Source organism: Apibacter sp. HY039, from assembly GCF_004023655.1.
Taxonomy (GTDB): domain Bacteria; phylum Bacteroidota; class Bacteroidia; order Flavobacteriales; family Weeksellaceae; genus Apibacter; species Apibacter raozihei.
In genome coordinates this window covers 436,852-454,802 of record NZ_SAYM01000002.1, presented here as the reverse complement: position 1 = coordinate 454,802, position 17,951 = coordinate 436,852, and the positions used below count along the sequence as shown (strand labels likewise).

Here is a 17,951-nt window from a genome sequence, read left to right as displayed (position 1 = left end):
AATGAGCTTACAGGTTTCTTTATTAATGTTTATTTTTATGATTGGTTTTTTTAATAAATTTCATATAAAAAAAGTAATTGATTCTATAATTTTAAATATTTAATTTTTCAAATAAGTATTTTTTGTTAAATTCTAAATCATGGCTGAATTCAATTTACTAAAAATATAGTTTTTCAAATTTTATTGTTTTAATAAACAGTTTTATATTTATTTCATAAAAATTAAATTATCAAACTTTCTTTCTAGATAAAATCTCTTTCCCCATTTATAAGAAATATAAATTATGGTGCTTCTAAAATATCTTGCAACTTTTGCATTACCATATCCCAAAGTACTAGTCTTGATTATTGTTACTACAAATTCAGTAATAATTATAAAATCTAAAAAAAATTAAATAATTATATAAATGTTATAAAAATTTACCAGAAATGTCTAAAAATATGATTTTTTTGTTTGTATAATCTTTAGTATGTGGTATTGTGTGTAATTTTAAAAAAATGAGTAATATTATCATTAATCATTAAAAATAATTATTTTGTTAGTGATATGGCATTAAATTATATGAAATATTTAATTTTTGTATATATGATAAATCTATTTTCTCAATATGTATGATTATATATTTTTCATGCGTTATCGTTGCAAAAATTTCATTTTCTTCTTTAAACATTGATATATCCTCAATAAAATTATTATTACAAAACAATATATCATTTTTTAATATATAATCATGTACTTCCTGAGATGATTTCACTTTTAACATTTTATTAGTACTATAGTACTTATCTTCTTTTTTAAATATTAAATCAGCCTTGAAAATAGATATAAATGATTCTTCATCAGCTGAATCAAATAATATATTAAAATATATAATTTCAGCCTTATCATAATAATAATTAAAAATATTAATAATGTCTTCTCTTGTATAATTTTCAATAAAAATTTTCATAAACACTAAATTAAAAATTATTTTAAACAGCTAAATAGTAAATATTTGTTGATTATGTATCTCATTTTTTTGATTATATATTATTTATATCTATAACTTTCAATAGTATCTTCATGTCTTTAATTTATAATGAATATTAAATGATTAAGAGCTGAAAATTAGATTCATTATAAAGAAAATCATTTTTTATTTATAATATCTATTAAATCACCATCATCCAGGAACTAAATGATTGTTTTAGTTTATTCTATTCACTGGAAATGTCGTTTAAACTGAAAATGATAAAAAAGCATATTAAATATAGAATTTTATTTTCATTTTCATTTTCAAAATATAATTTTATACGATATTGGGTTTTAGCAGCTAGTAATGGAGGTACATAACATTCTAAAATTAATATACCATTACTATAAAAACTATAGTTTGGATTTTTACTTAATATTTTAGTTTTATATGTTATTATTTCATTATTAACATTAAATGTATTATTATTTATTAAATGTATTTTATTTGTAATTTTTGATTCTACTATTTTTAGTTTCCTGTATATTAAAATTTGTATTAATTTAGATTTTATCATTAATTTATTATTAATGTATATTTCAGAGATAAAAGTAAATCCATTAAAAAATCTTTTTACATAGATCTCTTTTTTATCTAAAAAAAGTAAATAGTCAGATTTATTTATTACTTTAAAAATAACTTCCTGCATTATTAAATACTAAGTTTTAAGTTTATGAATTAACAAATTTTTTATTTTACCACATTATACTTTAATAAGTAACCTCTTTGTCGGCCTCATTCAAGGTTATACCTTTAGAATAATCATGTTCCCACTCTTTCAGCATTTGTTTATTGGGTTATATTTTATAATTATCATCATATTCTACTGCTTTGGCTTCCAATACATAAGTGGTATAATTCTCCGAAAGTTTCATCATTTGTCCTTCGGAACCTTCCTACTCTAAGAAATTAGTTATAACCGTTAGTATTCACGATATTATTTTTGTATTTTTATTTAATGCAATCTTTATCTATATATCTTTGTATCATGTCTGTATCTCCATAAAATGTGTTATTTAAATACAATAAAGCATTCCCAATTACTATAGATTGATACCCATTGTAAAATCCTTCCTTAGGTATTTGATTAATATTGAAATTAGACTTTTCAAAATAGGGGTCAAAAAAATTGAGTATATTATTATTCCTTTCTTTTTCGTCTATTGTATATATAATTAATTTATCCTTATAATTATATACTTTATACTGCTTGTTCGATGAATACATTAAAATACGCATACTAATCATGAAAATCAGGTAATCATTACACTGTTTTTTTATAGATATCTCTAAATATTCAAAATTGTGCGTGTTATTTTTTGAAAAATAGTTATTTATATATTTGTCAATCACAGAATATATTTCGGTGTTATTGTTAATTTTAGATCTTTCCTGAGCTTTACAGGAGATAAATAGTATTGATAGTAATAAATAAATAATAATTCTATTTCTTGTGTTTTCCTTTATAAACATCTAATATTGTTTTACTATTATACATAATTGTTGTTTTATAATAAATTAGTAATCTTTTAGACTACTCATACCAATAACATTTTTTCAACCAAAATATATACTTTGTTTAGTCAAATTTACAATCCTGATCCATAAAATTTTGTATTATTTCTTCATTTTTATAAAACATAGAATCCTTATGTAATAAAGCTATTGAATTTGCTATGAAATGATATCGAATTCCTTTAGTTTTACTCCATTCCTCTTTAGGGAATCCAGATAGATCACAATTACACTTTATAGGTAAGAAGTAAAGATATTTATGATATTTGTTCTTGTATGTTTTATTCTTTATCATCACAGTCTTTATTCATATAATTGGTTATAGTTAAGCTATCGCCATAGATTCTTCCTTCTTTATATAAGAATCCTGTTGCAATTATCATAGATTGAACCCCTTTAGGAAATGTCTCAATTTTATCATTTAATTTTTGAAAATAGGGATTAAAAAAATCTCGTGTTCTATTTTCTTTTTTACTTTGATTAAGTGTATAAATTACAATATTATTTTTATAATTATATATTTGATGATTCCTTTTAATGGAAATACTAGCTGTATCGATAACATTCATTTGGCTAACCATAAATAATATTTCATTATTACATTTATCGACAATTTCAATTTCTAAAAATTTAAATGCATTACCATTATTAATGAAATTATCCATGACTTTATATAAAATTTGTTTATTGCTTTCAATATTTTTCTTCTGTGTAGTACAGCAAAAAAAACAAAAACATATAAGTAATAATATTATTCTCTTATTTTTTATATTTACCCTCATATACATGATTTATTGTTTTGCTGTTGTAAATAATTGTTGTGTTATAAGATGGCACATAAATAAAATTAGTTGCATTGGGCATTAGTTTTGCTATTGCTCGATCTCCACGCTCAGTAATATTTTTTATTTTGAATTGATAATTATTTTCTTTAGTTGGAAATTTAGACATAGCAAAACCGCTTGGATTTAATTGACCAGTAAAAATTACATTTTCAGGCATTTTACCCGGATGAGTATGTCCGTTAAGACTTACATGATCTCCTGAATAAACACCATAAACTTCTGTTGGGTGATTGTTCGTTCCAACAATGGTACTTTCGCCGTTTTCCACAGGAGCGCCAAATGTATTCATTTTAAATTTTTTAGCTGTTTGTATATTAAACTCCACATTCACATCGCCAGAGGCAGTCCAGTCTGCTATCTGATTAAAATAATCCATTCCTTTTTGTTGATCCTTTCCAAAATCTATATAGGTGTTACCATTTTGTGTTTTTGTATTTTCAGCAATAAACCCTTTGTCTTCAACTTCAAAACCAGTAGCCCCTTCCTTTACAGTATTATCTGAATTAAAATCATTGGCTTTATAAACCACATCTTTATTTGATTCAGCAACCCATTCCAAAGAACCGTTGTTATTCATTTTGTATATATCAGTGGGAGCCATCCCATCCGGGTCTATAAATCGAATAGGGTTGTTGAAGGCATAATTATACGGCGAGTGTCTTCTCATTTGTTCGGCTAATGGGTCTAAGTTAATCCATATTCCAATTGCTGGATCATAATTTCTCGATTTGTAGTAGTATAAACCTCTCGCTAAATTTTTTTTTAAGTATCTTTTAACTAAAATAAGAAATTATATTAAAATAAGTTTAAAATCTTATTGAAAAAATTTTTTCAAATAATATGGAGGAGGTCCCAAGAATTTTCTACTCGTTAGAATTTGTTGACAATGGCCGTGTTTATTTAAAACAAACATTTTTTACTATGACAACACGAAACAAAAAAGTCGAACAAAACCTTAACCCTAAAGATTGCTTAACTACTTTAGAAAATTTTAAATCTATTCTGGATTACGAGAACTTAGATTTTACTATTAAATTTCTTTGTGAATTTACCCAAACGGCACAATTGGCGAAAACTCTTTCTAACTAACAGGAAACACTATAAATGGGATCTCTAAAATATCTTATAACTCCTACGGTCTCTTATCCCTAAAGATGAACTCGAGTTGTTGGAATTATTGAATAAAGAAACGTAAAATAAAAAGCGACTGATACGTATAGGTCGCTTTCTTTTTAAATATTTAAAGTATAATTTGTCTAAACTTTTGGGATTCAATTTATTATGAAAAGGGTTTATTTTATTTAGCCCCTAAATACCATTTACAATCATTATTCTTAATGAAATCATCTGTATATGATGAGGATAAATAAAACTTTTTATTTATATAAAAAAGCCCTACACTATAAAGTACTGAATTCATATCACCTGAATACTTACTATATTTTTCTAAATTAACCTTTAAATTTTCAAAATATGGTCTAAAAAAATATTCAAGTTCTTCACCCTCTTTACTATTATTTACACAGTATAAAATATCATCATTTTTATACTTATATAATTGATAACGTATATTTGGATCTTTCTTTATATCACTCTTTTTACTAAGCATAAACACAATATTTTCATTACAAGTCATCGCTAAATCTATCTGAATAAACTCATATTTTACATCTTTAGTTTTCTCAAGAAAAACATCTATAGAATCATGCAAATCTCTTTTATTTACTAATGACTCTTGTGTTCTACATTGCAAATTTAGAATCACTACTAACAATATACATATATTAAATATGTTATTTTTTATATTTCCCCTCATAAACATTTAATATTGTTTTACTATTATAAATAATTGTTGTTTTGTAAACAAGTTAGTAATCTTTTAGACTACTCATACCTATAATGTTTTTTCAACTAGAATGAATACTTTGTTTAGTCAAATTTACAATCCTGATCCATAAAGTTTTGTATTATTTCTTCATTTTTACAAAACATAAAATCTTTATACAATAAAGCTATTGTATTTACTATAGACTGATATCGAAATCCTTTAGTCTCACTCCATTCTTCTTTAGGAAATCCAGATAGATCACAATTACACTTTATAAGGTAAGTATCGAAAAAGTTTTTCATTTGATTTTTCTCATTTGATACAAAAATTATAATTTTATTTTTATATTTATAAGTATGGTAATTATCTGTGTTTATTAAATTAATCATATATCTAATGGAAACTCCATATAATACATCTTTATGACATTTTTTGAATTCTTTAATTTCAATATAAAAGTCATTTGACGAATTATCAGACGATTCAATAATATTATCTAATACGCTGTACAACTCCGCGCTTTTATAGTTTGAATTAACGCCACAAGAGTATACACTGATTAGCAAGACAAGAAAAGTTAGGATAATTTTATTTTTTATATTTACCTTCATATGCTTGAGTTATTGTTTTACTGTTGTAAATAAGAGTAGTGTTGGATTTATTAGACAAAGAGCATGACCTCAGCTCCTCGCAATACGAGGAGTTTTTTGGTTATTATTTATTCGCAATACTTCTCTATTAATTCAAATTCAGATGACTTCGTATATAACTTATCTTCAAAGTAAAGTAATCCCACTCCATTTATAATTGATTGATGCCCATTTACTTCTCCTTCTTTAGGTAATAAATTTATATTATAGTTAGTTTTTTTTAAATATTGGTTGAAAAAAAATTTAATTTTCCGCGACTTTTCTTTAGGATTAACCCTATAAATAATTAAATTATTTTTATAATTATATACATAATAATCTTGTTCAATTGAAGGTAACAGATAAACCGAATTAAATGAAAAAAATATATTTCTGTCACACTTTTTTACTATATTTATTTCCACAAACCATAAACAATCATCTATCTTATTCTCGTTATTAGAAGCAATAAATTTTTCAAGAAAATTATCTAAAAAAGTATAAAAAACTTCCTTATTCTCTTTCCTTTGTGCATTGCCATTTACAACAGTAAAACATAATATTAAAAATACAATTATTCTATCTCTTAAATTTTCCTTCATAAGTTTGTGTTATTGTTTGACTGTTGTAAATAATTGTTGTATTATAAGATGGCACGTAAATAATATGATTACATTATATTGATAACTTTTTTCTTTTGTCTAATTTTGAGAGCCAAAAACGGACGATTTAAAACCTGAAAATGGGAAATGATACAAAGTATAAAATTAAGTACCTGGCTTTGCTACACATTTTTTCACCCTTTTTTTGTTTATGCGAAGTTAAAAAAAACGCTGCAAATTGCAGGGCTCTGATTGTTATTTCATTATTTTCCGAAAGTTAATCCTGTTATTTACAAAATGTATATACCCTTTGTTTAATGAATAAAAATAATCATATTCTTTGGGAACAAATGAACTTAATAAATTATTCCCTTTTGCAATTTTATTATCCTGTTGAATTTCAATTTTTATTACAGAATATTTTACATTTTCAATTAAAGAAATTATTTGATTGTTTGTTACTTCAATATCTAATATACTGTTGTTTAATGATATAATTTCGTAATCTTTTGAAGATAAAACCAATGTATCATTTATCTGAATTTGAGTTGTTTTATCTGCTAGTATTACTCTGCTTTTTCGGTTAATTACAGCACAAGAATTAAAGATTTTTAGGCTTGTAATAATCACTATTAGAAGAATTAGTTCCTTGAACTGTGTCATAACTTGGAAATTTTATTTGTAAAACTAATAATTTCATTACTTCGGGTTTAAGGTAACAACCGTTTTTGTGTAAACATAAGTTGTACCATCTTGACTTTTACGATAAAAAACCGCACCGTGTTGAGTATTATTTCCTGCATCGGTAAAACGTAAAAAAGTTTTTCCAAACTGTGCTTTTCCTTCTGTAGTTGGAGTATAATCTGATGCTAATTTTGCATCGAAAGTGTTTGGAGTGGGTATGCCTTCTCCTACTTGAATTTCTAGCCCTTGATTACCAGAGATTGCTGAACCCCAACAATTAGAATAATCTTCGGGTTTTGCACCTGTTTTAGATGTTCTTGCAATAGCTGCATCTATGGTCAAGTCACTTTTAGGATTTTTGATAGAACGAGTAAATACATTATCTAATGTGAATGTTTCCCTTGCTTTTACACTAACAGAACCATTATTAGTTTCGTTAGCAAGGTTTTAGTTATTTATCATATGTTTAGCATTTTTTTGTGAAATACCCAAAAATGTAGTAAGTGTTTTGCATTCCCCCCTTTTTCAGCAATCAAATTACCTTTTTCATCGGATATCCAATCACTTGAAATTGCCATTCTGCAATCCGGATCAATAAATCGAATAGGGTTGTAGAAGGCATAGTTATACGGTGAATTTTTTCTCATTTGTTTGGCTAATGGGGCGGAATTAAACCAACGACCTATAGCCGGGTCGTAATTACGCGCTCCATAGTCATAGACATTGAGCCCAAGCTCTTTCTGTAGTTCCTTTCCGTTGTATTTATATGTGTATTACAGCTGTTCACTTTGAGAGAGGTTATCTCTTTGTAAGATTGGCTTCTTCATTCTAGTATTCATAGCTTTGTATAAATATTAAATATAATAATTAATTGTTAATGCTTTACTAGTTGCATTTCTGCGTGACTACAAAGCCAAAAAAGCGTATTCGTAAAATAAAAACCGCCACTCATTGAGTGGCGGTTTTTATTTTAGGGATATTCAAAACCAAATAGAATTTTATAAAGTTTGTTGTCTTTTAGATAAAATTCCATAAAATACGGAGGCATTTCATGTTGTTTTATTTTGGGGTCATCAGGATTATCAATTATATATTTTATAATTTCTTCATCAGATTTTTTTTCATCCTTATAATCACTACCTTTTAGATTGGTTATTTCTTCTAAAGTCATTCCTAATTTCAGCCCTGATTCTGTATTAAAATTATCGTATTTAGTTTCTGTAACATCTTTCTCAAGTTTAGGGTCATCTTTTAAATACCCTACCTCGAAGCAACTAAAACTATTCTTTACATCTCCCTCATATTGATACGCAAGTAAGTATTCTTTTTTTTCTTTATCTGTAAAAGCAATCACAGGGGAATATCGTAAGTTATCTAATAATCTTATATTTTGAGGATAAAAATTATTTACTGAACTTTCTTCTCTTAATTGTAATTGATTTATTTTAAAATCTGGTTTAGAAAATTTTTCTGTAATAACAGTTTCATTTTCTATCTTTTCTTGTATTTTTTTTTCTGATTGATGACAGCTAAAAAACAGAAAAAACAATAACAAAAGACTATTCATTAACATTTGGTATTTTCGTTCCACTTCTACCATTATTATTAGGATTATTTTGAATATTAATATTTACAGGTACTGGACCTCCTGTTTTTATCATACTTCTTAGAGTATCTCTAAAATTGGTAAGAACAATTTTATCCCCAGACATTCCGATACAACCCAGAGTTCCTTCATTGTTTCCATCAGGATGTATTCTTAACAAACTTCTACCTGTACTAAATTGCGGATTAAGATTAAAGCTAAATCCAACTCCGTCCCGATTCATTCCTTTGTTATACCATCCATTTGGACTTCTGTACTGATAACTATCAACAGTATATTCTCCATTTTCTGGTGCACCATTTCCAAAGCCTCCTGCAACAGCTTCATAAGAGCTTATGTTTTTTGTTTTGCCATTTTCAAATGTTGCATTCAACTTAACGTCAACATCACCAATTTTAGAATTTCTCATTTCTCCTGATATCTCTACATTTACCTCTTTTGCAGGAGAGTAATCCATTTTACCACTTGTATGATACATTTCTAAAACAAGCCCTTTGTGATGTTTGTTATCCCAGGTTTTTGCTCTTTCATAATAAGTTCCTCTATAAGTTTCACCTTTTTGAAGTACACCTTTATCCTTATAATTTTTGGCTGTAACATCGTCTCGCCAAGTAACATCTCCATTTTTAGACTCAACCCAATCCATTCCATCTGGGTCAACAAAACGTATAGGGTTATTGAAGGCATAATTATACGGCGAATGTCTACTCATTTTTTTGGCTAATGGGTCAATATTTAACCGACTGAACTTCTCAATTTGCTTACTAAAGAGTATTATAAAAGAGGCATCTTTGTAAAGTTACCTCTATTTTTGTTTATCTTAGTAAAGAAATACATCATCTATGCTTAATAAAACATCATTGAATCATCTTATCGTATACCAATTAGTATAGAATAGCATTTTACTACCTTCTTTATTATAAAAATAAATTATTCTAAATATTTTGGGCAAATATTTTTTAGTATAATCCTTATTCCTAAAATTATTTTCACATTTGAATGAAAAAGATCTACAATAAATTTTTACTGGGATAACCATTTTATCCCCTACTGATAATGCTATTTTCACTTCACTATATTCAAGAAAATCCAATAATAATGGATCTTTAGTACACTCCATTTCATCATTAATTATTTTCCATTCGCCTGATTTTTTTTGTATAATAAAAAATGAACGACCCTTATTTTTTTCTTCATCGAAAACACTTTCTATATTTTCTGTATGTACTAGTTTTTCATCATAAAATATTCTTTCTTGCACATCCCTATAATTAAAAATTAAATTAAGAGCCCCTTCGAAAACAATATTGAACTTCACTACTCCTTGATTATCAAAATTGATAAAATCTACTTTAAACTGAGAGGGTTCTTTTTCTTCTACTTGCACAATAATTCTATCATCACTATAACATCCTAATAAAAAAAGACTGAAAATAAAACATGCCATTAACTTTATATATACATAATTTTTAATCATTCCGAATTATTTTTTCTTTTAGTTCTATTTTTATAAAGATATTTATTTATTGCTGCCTTAAATTTATCAGTTGTAAATTTATAGGTCGTTTTACTTTGCTATACTTTTAGGGCTCTTATTTCCCCTTCTGACTTATATCTACTCAATCCACCACAACTTGAATATTCTCCTGATAAGATAACTTTTTTTGATTTACTAAAGAGCATATTCGCTCTACTAATATAGTCATCATTATGTTCTAAAGCCATTTTTAGTATTGTAATAATTATTTAGTAATAAATTACTTTTACCTTTTTCGTATTTAAAATGAAATTCATTATCATCTAATTTTGACTATGCCCAACTTCCATTCTTATATTTAGAAGAATACAAACCAATACTAAATGAATTGCTACCTGTTTCTTGTAAATTAACAATATAAATAGTAAACACTGTAGGATTTATAGCCGTTTCTGGCATTATTGACTTAACATATTCCAAAACTTGATTATCAGACGCAACTACTTTTCCATTTTCAGTAATTTGAATACTATTGTTTTTTAGGGTTTCAACATCTAAATATTTACCAGAATTAAAATCAGATGAATCATAATTTTCGCCTGTTTGATATACATTTCCATCATCATATATCAACACTCTATCTTTAGTAACTATTTGTGTATCTGTACCATCTAAAGCATCCGGAGCCATCCCATCTGGGTCTATAAATCGAATAGAGTTATTAAACGCATAATTGTAAGGTGAATGTCTTCTCATTTGCTCCACTGGCGGATTAACAGTAAACCAACGACCTTTAGCTGGGTCGTAGTTACGCGCTCCATAGTCATAGACATTAAGCCCAAGCTCTTCCTGTAATTCTTTTTCCGTTGTATTTATATGTGTATGACGGCTGTTCACTTTGAGAGCGTTGAATAAATCATTTTTGCATATTAGTAACCTTAGGATTGTAAAGATACGAGGTTCAATAGTTTTACTTCAATGTATCACAACTTATTACGACACCTCGATTATCTTTTATACAATTTTTAAATTTTATATATCCACAATCTATCTCATCTCCTTTCATGAAACAGTCTCCTTCTTGAGTATCCCAAACTTCTCTATTAAAATCTATTATCATCCTACTTCCTCTCTTTTTATAAATAACCGAATCATTAATAGCCATCTGCTTAAGTTTCCCCTCTCTTTATTCTGAAATATAGCAAGACGATAACTTAGTTAGAGGTAAACCTTTTGCTCTATCCATGAGATCGATATAAGAAAGTTTCCTACTAACAAATACACTATCATTCCTGAATAAGTAATGATAATCACTTGTTAAATTCGATTCTTTTAAACTTTTTACATACTTCACATTTGTATCAGGATAATACGTAAATGTAGAATCAGGTGTTATTATATAAACTCCATATATAAGGTGAGTAAAGTATCTGGTAAATAATTCTCTTAAAACAAAACTCTTTAACTTTTTTTGTTCTATTATGTCCTTGATTTCATTTTTCCTATAATCATAATAACTCCTATAAACTATCCTCCAAAGCTAAATATTCCCGCTTTTCAGGTGAATCATTTTTAGTAACCTTAAACAAACGCTTTTGTTCTTCTATCTTCTCTATTTTACTTAAAGATCTGTTTAGTCCTGAAGTCTGACAAGATAATAGAACTAAGATAACTATGCCTGCTATTGATTTATTAATTGCTTCCATCTTTCTTTATAGTTCTGTAATCAAATGCGTCATTTCTAGATACTTTTTGTAACGGCATCTTAGAGTAATCCTCATTCTTATTTATATGTAAGCTCTTAGATCCTTCTAATACATCTGAAAATGTTCTTTCACTTGGAACATATGATGGTCTTAGCTTTAAGCCTGCTGCTGCTCGTACTTTATTCTCTATATGTGTAGTATAAAGCTCATCTATTGTTACATTATCTGTCAACATTTGTTTAGCTCCATCAACCCCAACGTCTATATTCTGAATACCTAATCTATAGGATTTTGCATGTGCCATCTCATGGGCTAATGTAACGTATTCCGGAGACATCTCTCATGGAGAATGATTCCCTTCTACAGGGACTTTTTGAGGAATACCCAACGTAACACCTCTATAAGCTGATCCACTACCCATTCCTTGATCTAGATTTATACTTATAACTATATCATTACCCGCTTGATCAAAAAAATCAATTAATTCTGATTTACCTTGTGAATTAGCCGATAACTGGTCCAATAAGCCTACTACTTCACTCATTTTATCCGTCAATTCTCCTGAATATTGACTCCATTCTCCCTAATTTAAAGTCTCATCTCCATTTCTGTAATATACATTTCCATCAGAGTACTTATATTGACCTGTAATAGTTCCAAAACTATTAATCTCCCCCTAATAATAATGTCCATCCCATAAAGATCTATAAATAGTATAAGATTATTTATGACATAAACATAAGGAGAGAAGTTAAGGTGTCTCTCAGCTAACGGGTCTTTAGTAAACCAACGAACTGTATCAGGAGAGTAATTACGGGCTCCGTAATCGTAAACATTGAGCCGGACTTCTTCCTGTTGTTCCTTTCCGTTGTATTTATATTCCGGCTGTCCACTTTGAGAGTTGTAGCCAGTATATTTTAAGCCGAAATGATAGTAATGTTTTTTCACTTTAATTTTTAAAATTACGTTTTCCTGAGCATAAGAAAGCCTGACATTCTGTTATAATGTTTATAAATTATTATTTAGGTAAAATTATCCAATTTGATTTTATTATAATCAGCTTATTTTTTTCATTTTTATATATGTATAATAATCTGATTTTCTTATCATTCTTTAGTACTTTTAAAAGTCTATAATCAATATGTAGGTTTTTGTATAGGAAATTTTCTTTAGGCGCTAAAATTATATCCGAAGTTTCATTACAATGCATTGTGATGAAACCTAAATTAATTATATTTTGGCCTTTAAAAATTTCAATTATAGCTTTTTTATTAAAAAAATTTCTAAATAAACCTTTTTTATTTTCAATTAAAAAATTGTTTTCGAGCCCCCTTTTTTCAATGTTATTTTTATAAAACACTATAGAATCTAAAGTGTCTAAAGAAGCACACCCCACATTAAGTTTGTCAATATTGTATTTAATTAAAATTTTTTTATTAGTAATATTGTTTATAAAAATATTAAAATTTATTAAACTATCTTTTTTATGATTATTGGCAGACTGATAGATAACTTTCACAGGGTAGTTTGCATTACTGCAACTAGCAAAAAAAAGTATAAGTATTAATTTAAATATATATTTCATTTCACATATTTTTTTATTTGCTCTTTAATGTTATGATGTAGTTTTTATCCAAGAATCTCGTGTCTTTTGGTAGTTGACAGCTCTAATTTCGTTGTTTCGTTCCCATCAATTAAAATCATTTACATATGTAGTTTTAGCTGGATTTCTAAGTGATTTTTTAAAGTCATTATTCATGTTCTAAAGTATATAATATGTTATAATATGATTTTAGAGTTGCAAAAAATATTTTTTCTTCAGTGGGATTAACAAAATTAATGTTTACGACTGGATCTTTTTCTAATATAACTCCCTTATCTTTATTTATTAAAAGCACTAGTTAAGGACCCCTTAGTAGTAAATTTTATTTGCACCTATATTTGAAGTATTAATACCATAAGTGTTTTCATTAATTACTACTTTATCTATTTTTTAAGATATAGCTGTTAACAATTCATATAGATTTTAATATATTTTTGAACTACCGTTATTAAAAACTTATTAAACACATAATTGTAAGGTGAATGTCTTCTCATTTGTTCGGCTAACGGGTCAACAGTAAACCACCTACCCATAAACGGATCATAATTCCTTGCCCCGTAATCATAAATATTCAATCTTAACTTTGTTTATAATTCTTCTTATTATATAAAATCAATCAATAGTATTTGGAGTGGGAGGAGCATTCCATAAACTTATACTAGACTGAATCTCGTATTCAGAAGAATTTTCAATTTTTTCCTGATTGTTATATTGTTTAATTGGACAGTTTTCAATCTCTTTCAAAAAGGCAGGATTATCAAAGTCTTTTTCCTTATGATATAGATCTGTAAAATATACTATAGAAATACTATCTCCCTTTTCAACTACCTTTTTTGCATAATTTATTTCAGGAACTAAAGCAAATGTATCTTTTCTAAAAATTATAAAGAAATTATTATAATCTTTTCTTTCCAGAGTAAATGCGGTTTCTTTATCATTTTTAAAACTCAAGGTAGTAAATAATTTTATGGAAAATAAAGTCTCTTTGTTATTTATAGGATCATACCAAGGTTCTTGATTTTCAATTTTAACCTGTATAGATTTATTTTTACAATTAAAAAAAAACATTGTAATTATCGTAAATACAAAAATGTAAACTACATTTATTTTATTTTTTTTCATAATATTTAATATTATCTTCAATATGTTTTTTTTATTTATCAATATATTGCAAATGTCGAGATTTGGGATAAGTAAAATATATTTTAATTAGTTGTTTTTATTAAGAAAACCTTCCAGATATAAGCTATATATAACTTTAACGTTTTGTATTGCTTATTTTTGCATTTTAGAACCCGAAGCATTGTAAAGATATAAAATTTTATTCCCCGATTTAAAAATTTTTTGAATGCACGTTAAGGTAATTGTTGGATATTTAACAACTCTCTAACGAACAGCTTAATATTGTCAACTCTTTACTAAATGCATTTCTGCGTGACTATAAGACTAAAAAGGCATATGCTGTGTAAATATATTCAATAAAAAATAGCCCCACTTATTGCAGGGCTTATTATATATCTAATCTTGATAACCAAATTCAAACTTAATTAATTTATTATTTACAAAAACATATCTTGCTTCATATATATTTTGTTTATTTATAAAAGCATAGGTTATTGTATCTTTATCTGTTACTTTATTAAAGGCAATTTCTGAATATTTTTTTAAAAAATCTTCTTGTAACATTCCTAAAAAGGCTCCTTTATTTGAAGTAAAATTACTATCTCGCAATATTTTACTTTTTTGTACTTTCTCATTTTTATAACCTACACAAAAATAACTATATTGATTATTGAATCCACCATACTCCCTTTTTATTTTCAAATATTCCGATTCTGAATTATTTAATAAAGTCACACATTCTCCTAAATTGAAATCATCTTCTATTAATTTACTAATATCTCCAACTTGTCTTAATATACTTAATGTATCCTGTAATATAAATTTATTAACTGCTGTATCTTTAATTAAACTACTATTATATTGATTATCTAATTTTGAAGGTATAGGTCGTTTATTACATGTAATAAACAGAAATAGAACTAAGGTGTTAAAAATCATTAATTTACTGTCCAAGAGTTGAGTTTGCTTTAACATTATTTCCACTATTATGATTACTAGGTATTTGAAAATTAATATTCATCTTTTGATGAGTTTTAAAGTATTCTTTAAAAAATGCTCCAAATTTAGTTAATTGATCTGCTGAACCATTAATTTTTATATACCACATTGTGCCTCTAGAATTGGTATCTTCCTGTTATTTCCTTAGCTGTGGAAACTTTTCCTTTAAAATCTAATTGAGAATAGCCCTTATGAACCGCCTTATATTCCTTATACTTTTCTTGTACCAATCCTTTTCCTCTCTTATTATCCCATTCTATTTTTCTTGTATAATTCTTCCCTCTATAACTTTCTCTATCTTTAGTTGTTGCTTGCGAAATTGCATTATTATCCCAATAAATATTTCCATTGGCTTTCTCTACCCAATGTTCATCTGGAACCATACTATCGGGATCTATAAAAATAAACAGGGTTGTTGAAGGCGTAATTATAAGGCGAATGTCTTCTCATTTGCTCCAATGGCGGGTTAACAGTAAACCAACGACCTATAGCCGGGTCGTAGTTACGTGCTCCATAGTCATAGATATTGAGCCCAAGCTCTTCCTGTAATTCTTTTCCGTTGTATTTGTACTTATAAAACTTATTTATCAAAAAGATTTAATTTTATAACCCGTACACAAAATTTTTATTAATTTATTATTTGTAAAATATAGGTATTTCTAGAGATATAAATAAACTATCCTCAAATTTCTCATTGTAAGGAACTATAGAATCTTTTTTTAAAACTTTGAATATTTTATAAAAAGGATCATAAATAAGTGGAATAGTAAATTTATATTTTTCAAAGCCTTTTGGTATTGTATCACTGGTTGCTTTTAAGTAAAAAATCTTATTTATCTCAGGATTGCTGCTTTTATAAACAAAAACTAGTTTATTATTTATTTTTTGACAGTATAAAATAGAATCTTGTATATAATCACCAGAAGTTGAAACTAATATATAGTCAATATTTGCTTTTTTTTGGTATTTTAACTTAATTAATTTATAATTACGTCCTTTTGAAAATTCTTCCATTTCCTGAAAAATTAATTTATTTAAAGAGTCACTAATTACGAAATCTAATTTTGGGACTATATTTTTTTGCTCCTTCTGTTTATTGCAGGAAAACAGTAAGTTTATTAAATGAAAGAATAAACTTATTCTTATTATATAAATCATTAATTACTTTTTTTTATTTAAATCTGAAGCATTTAGTTTTAAATAAGTTTTGAGTATTGGTCATAAGCTATTTATTTTTCAGAATTTTATCTGATTAATATATCATTATAATGTAAAATCAGAAATTTCATTTATAAATTCATCAACTGCTTTTTCAGAAGTAGCCCATGATGTAATAAGCCTTATAACAGATTTATCGGTATTTAAAGGTTGCCAAATGAAAAAATTGAATTTATTTTGAAGTTTGTTGATTAATGAATTAGGTAAAATAGGGAAAATCTGATTGGTATGCGATTCTGTTAAAAAAGAAAAATTCTTTTCTTTAAAAGCAGAGGTAAGTTTTACTGCCATCAGGTTTGAATGATGAGCAAGTTTAAATATTAAGTCATCTTTAAGCAAAGAATAAAACTGAATACCCAATAATCTTCCCTTAGCTAGCATAGCACCTCTTTGTTTAATATGATATTTAAAATCTGTTTTTAAATCGTTGTGAGTAATTATGAGTGCTTCCCCAATAAGCCCTCCGCATTTAGTGGCTCCCAGGTAAAAAATGTCAGTATATTTTGCTATATCTTCAAGGGTTAAGTCATTCGAAGAAGCAGCCATCCCTGAAGCAAGTCTGGCACCATCCAAATAAAGCAATAAATTGTTTTCACGGCAGAATTCATAAAGCTTAATAAGTTCATTCTTTTTGTATATAGTACCCAGTTCAGTAGAATTAGAAATATAAACAACTTTAGGTTTTACCGTATGATAAGGAGGAAATTTATTCAATACCGGAAGGATAAGTTCCGGAGAAAGTTTACCATCAGTTGTAAGTACAGTTTCAATTTTGTGACCGGTGGCTTCAATGGCTCCTGCTTCATGAGTGTTAATATGTCCGGATTCAGCTGATATAACAGATTCAAAAGGTTTTAATATTGCGCCAAGTACTAGTAAGTTTGTCAAGGTTCCACCAGCTATTAAATGAACATCAGCTTTGGAATTGTTTATTTTGTTTCTGATTATTTCTGAAGATTCTAAGGTATAAGGATCCTCACCATATCCACTAAATTGTTGATAATTACTTACGGTTAAATTTTCAAGTATTGAAGGATGGCAACCTTCACTATAATCATTTGCAAAACTATAGATTAACGACATAAGTTTTTTGTTTTTTTATATT

24 protein-coding genes and 1 pseudogene are annotated in these 17,951 nt (G+C 26.9%); 1 reads left to right on the top strand and 24 read right to left on the bottom strand.

Translation table 11 applies throughout. From position 1 onward, the window contains the following. Positions 1-538 precede the first annotated feature (538 nt). From EQ921_RS06055 to EQ921_RS06040, 4 genes are all read right to left on the bottom strand, one after another. Positions 539-949: a hypothetical protein gene (locus tag EQ921_RS06055; protein WP_128330978.1), complete on the bottom strand. Its 411-nt coding sequence runs from the start codon at positions 947-949 to the stop codon at positions 539-541. A gap of 1,014 nt (positions 950-1,963) precedes the next feature. Further along, positions 1,964-2,485 carry a hypothetical protein gene (locus EQ921_RS06050; RefSeq protein ID WP_128330977.1) on the bottom strand — a complete coding sequence of 174 codons (522 nt, stop codon included), beginning with the start codon at positions 2,483-2,485 and terminating at the stop codon, positions 1,964-1,966. Positions 2,486-2,808: 323 nt separating this feature from the next. Further along, the gene (locus EQ921_RS06045) at positions 2,809-3,192 is read right to left on the bottom strand and encodes a hypothetical protein (RefSeq protein WP_128330976.1); all 384 of its coding nucleotides are present in this window, start codon (positions 3,190-3,192) and stop codon (positions 2,809-2,811) included. A 94-nt stretch (positions 3,193-3,286) separates the two neighbouring features. Continuing rightward, positions 3,287-4,066 (bottom strand): hypothetical protein, encoded by a 780-nt coding sequence (locus tag EQ921_RS06040; protein ID WP_370449505.1) that lies wholly within the window; start codon positions 4,064-4,066, stop codon positions 3,287-3,289. A 146-nt stretch (positions 4,067-4,212) separates the two neighbouring features. Between EQ921_RS06040 and EQ921_RS06035 the strand changes: the two genes are divergently transcribed. Next, a complete protein-coding gene (locus EQ921_RS06035) occupies positions 4,213-4,461 on the top strand; it encodes a hypothetical protein (RefSeq protein WP_128330974.1) in 249 nt (82 codons plus the stop codon). A gap of 208 nt (positions 4,462-4,669) precedes the next feature. Here EQ921_RS06035 and EQ921_RS06030 read toward each other — a convergent pair whose 3' ends face one another. The 20 genes and pseudogenes from EQ921_RS06030 to EQ921_RS05945 form a co-directional block, all read right to left on the bottom strand. Continuing rightward, positions 4,670-5,188: a hypothetical protein gene (locus EQ921_RS06030; protein ID WP_128330973.1), complete on the bottom strand. Its 519-nt coding sequence runs from the start codon at positions 5,186-5,188 to the stop codon at positions 4,670-4,672. 113 nt (positions 5,189-5,301) lie between these two features. Next, entirely contained in the window at positions 5,302-5,811 is a 510-nt protein-coding gene (locus EQ921_RS06025; RefSeq protein ID WP_128330972.1) for a hypothetical protein, read from the bottom strand. Between the two features lie 107 nt (positions 5,812-5,918). Beyond that, positions 5,919-6,431, bottom strand: coding sequence for a hypothetical protein (locus EQ921_RS06020; protein ID WP_128330971.1), 513 nt, complete (start codon positions 6,429-6,431; stop codon positions 5,919-5,921). 255 nt (positions 6,432-6,686) lie between these two features. Then, a complete protein-coding gene (locus tag EQ921_RS06015) occupies positions 6,687-7,094 on the bottom strand; it encodes a hypothetical protein (RefSeq protein WP_128330970.1) in 408 nt (135 codons plus the stop codon). Positions 7,095-7,130: 36 nt separating this feature from the next. Beyond that, on the bottom strand, positions 7,131-7,457 hold the full coding sequence (locus tag EQ921_RS06010; RefSeq protein ID WP_128330969.1) for a hypothetical protein: 327 nt from the start codon (positions 7,455-7,457) through the stop codon (positions 7,131-7,133). Positions 7,458-7,573: 116 nt separating this feature from the next. Continuing rightward, positions 7,574-7,825, bottom strand: a pseudogene (locus EQ921_RS06005) (hypothetical protein); the annotation flags it as partial. 260 nt (positions 7,826-8,085) lie between these two features. After that, positions 8,086-8,682, bottom strand: a complete 597-nt coding sequence (locus tag EQ921_RS06000; RefSeq protein WP_128330968.1) for a hypothetical protein — start codon at positions 8,680-8,682, stop codon at positions 8,086-8,088. After that, a complete protein-coding gene (locus EQ921_RS05995) occupies positions 8,675-9,433 on the bottom strand; it encodes a hypothetical protein (RefSeq protein WP_128330967.1) in 759 nt (252 codons plus the stop codon). Before EQ921_RS05995 ends, EQ921_RS06000 begins: the two co-directional genes overlap by 8 nt. 153 nt (positions 9,434-9,586) lie before the next feature. Further along, positions 9,587-10,198 (bottom strand): hypothetical protein, encoded by a 612-nt coding sequence (locus EQ921_RS05990; RefSeq protein WP_128330966.1) that lies wholly within the window; start codon positions 10,196-10,198, stop codon positions 9,587-9,589. A gap of 333 nt (positions 10,199-10,531) precedes the next feature. Further along, positions 10,532-11,095, bottom strand: coding sequence for an RHS repeat-associated core domain-containing protein (locus tag EQ921_RS05985; RefSeq protein WP_255424443.1), 564 nt, complete (start codon positions 11,093-11,095; stop codon positions 10,532-10,534). A gap of 795 nt (positions 11,096-11,890) precedes the next feature. Next, positions 11,891-12,241 carry a hypothetical protein gene (locus EQ921_RS05980; protein ID WP_128330965.1) on the bottom strand — a complete coding sequence of 117 codons (351 nt, stop codon included), beginning with the start codon at positions 12,239-12,241 and terminating at the stop codon, positions 11,891-11,893. A gap of 3 nt (positions 12,242-12,244) precedes the next feature. Further along, entirely contained in the window at positions 12,245-12,448 is a 204-nt protein-coding gene (locus tag EQ921_RS05975; protein ID WP_128330964.1) for a hypothetical protein, read from the bottom strand. A 44-nt stretch (positions 12,449-12,492) separates the two neighbouring features. Continuing rightward, positions 12,493-12,852, bottom strand: a complete 360-nt coding sequence (locus EQ921_RS05970) for an RHS repeat domain-containing protein (RefSeq protein WP_164875596.1) — start codon at positions 12,850-12,852, stop codon at positions 12,493-12,495. 1,059 nt (positions 12,853-13,911) lie between these two features. Continuing rightward, positions 13,912-14,082, bottom strand: coding sequence for a hypothetical protein (locus tag EQ921_RS14955; protein WP_370449498.1), 171 nt, complete (start codon positions 14,080-14,082; stop codon positions 13,912-13,914). 37 nt (positions 14,083-14,119) lie between these two features. Further along, positions 14,120-14,629 carry a hypothetical protein gene (locus EQ921_RS05965; protein WP_128330962.1) on the bottom strand — a complete coding sequence of 170 codons (510 nt, stop codon included), beginning with the start codon at positions 14,627-14,629 and terminating at the stop codon, positions 14,120-14,122. A 396-nt stretch (positions 14,630-15,025) separates the two neighbouring features. Then, positions 15,026-15,613 carry a hypothetical protein gene (locus tag EQ921_RS05960; RefSeq protein ID WP_128330961.1) on the bottom strand — a complete coding sequence of 196 codons (588 nt, stop codon included), beginning with the start codon at positions 15,611-15,613 and terminating at the stop codon, positions 15,026-15,028. Positions 15,614-15,744: 131 nt separating this feature from the next. After that, positions 15,745-16,011, bottom strand: coding sequence for a hypothetical protein (locus EQ921_RS14910; RefSeq protein ID WP_255424454.1), 267 nt, complete (start codon positions 16,009-16,011; stop codon positions 15,745-15,747). A 1-nt stretch (position 16,012) separates the two neighbouring features. After that, on the bottom strand, positions 16,013-16,219 hold the full coding sequence (locus EQ921_RS14905) for an RHS repeat domain-containing protein (protein WP_370449497.1): 207 nt from the start codon (positions 16,217-16,219) through the stop codon (positions 16,013-16,015). A 45-nt stretch (positions 16,220-16,264) separates the two neighbouring features. Continuing rightward, positions 16,265-16,642 carry a hypothetical protein gene (locus EQ921_RS05950; protein WP_128330960.1) on the bottom strand — a complete coding sequence of 126 codons (378 nt, stop codon included), beginning with the start codon at positions 16,640-16,642 and terminating at the stop codon, positions 16,265-16,267. A 249-nt stretch (positions 16,643-16,891) separates the two neighbouring features. Next, entirely contained in the window at positions 16,892-17,929 is a 1,038-nt protein-coding gene (locus tag EQ921_RS05945; protein ID WP_128330959.1) for a low specificity L-threonine aldolase, read from the bottom strand. Between the last annotated feature and the right edge of the window lie 22 nt (positions 17,930-17,951).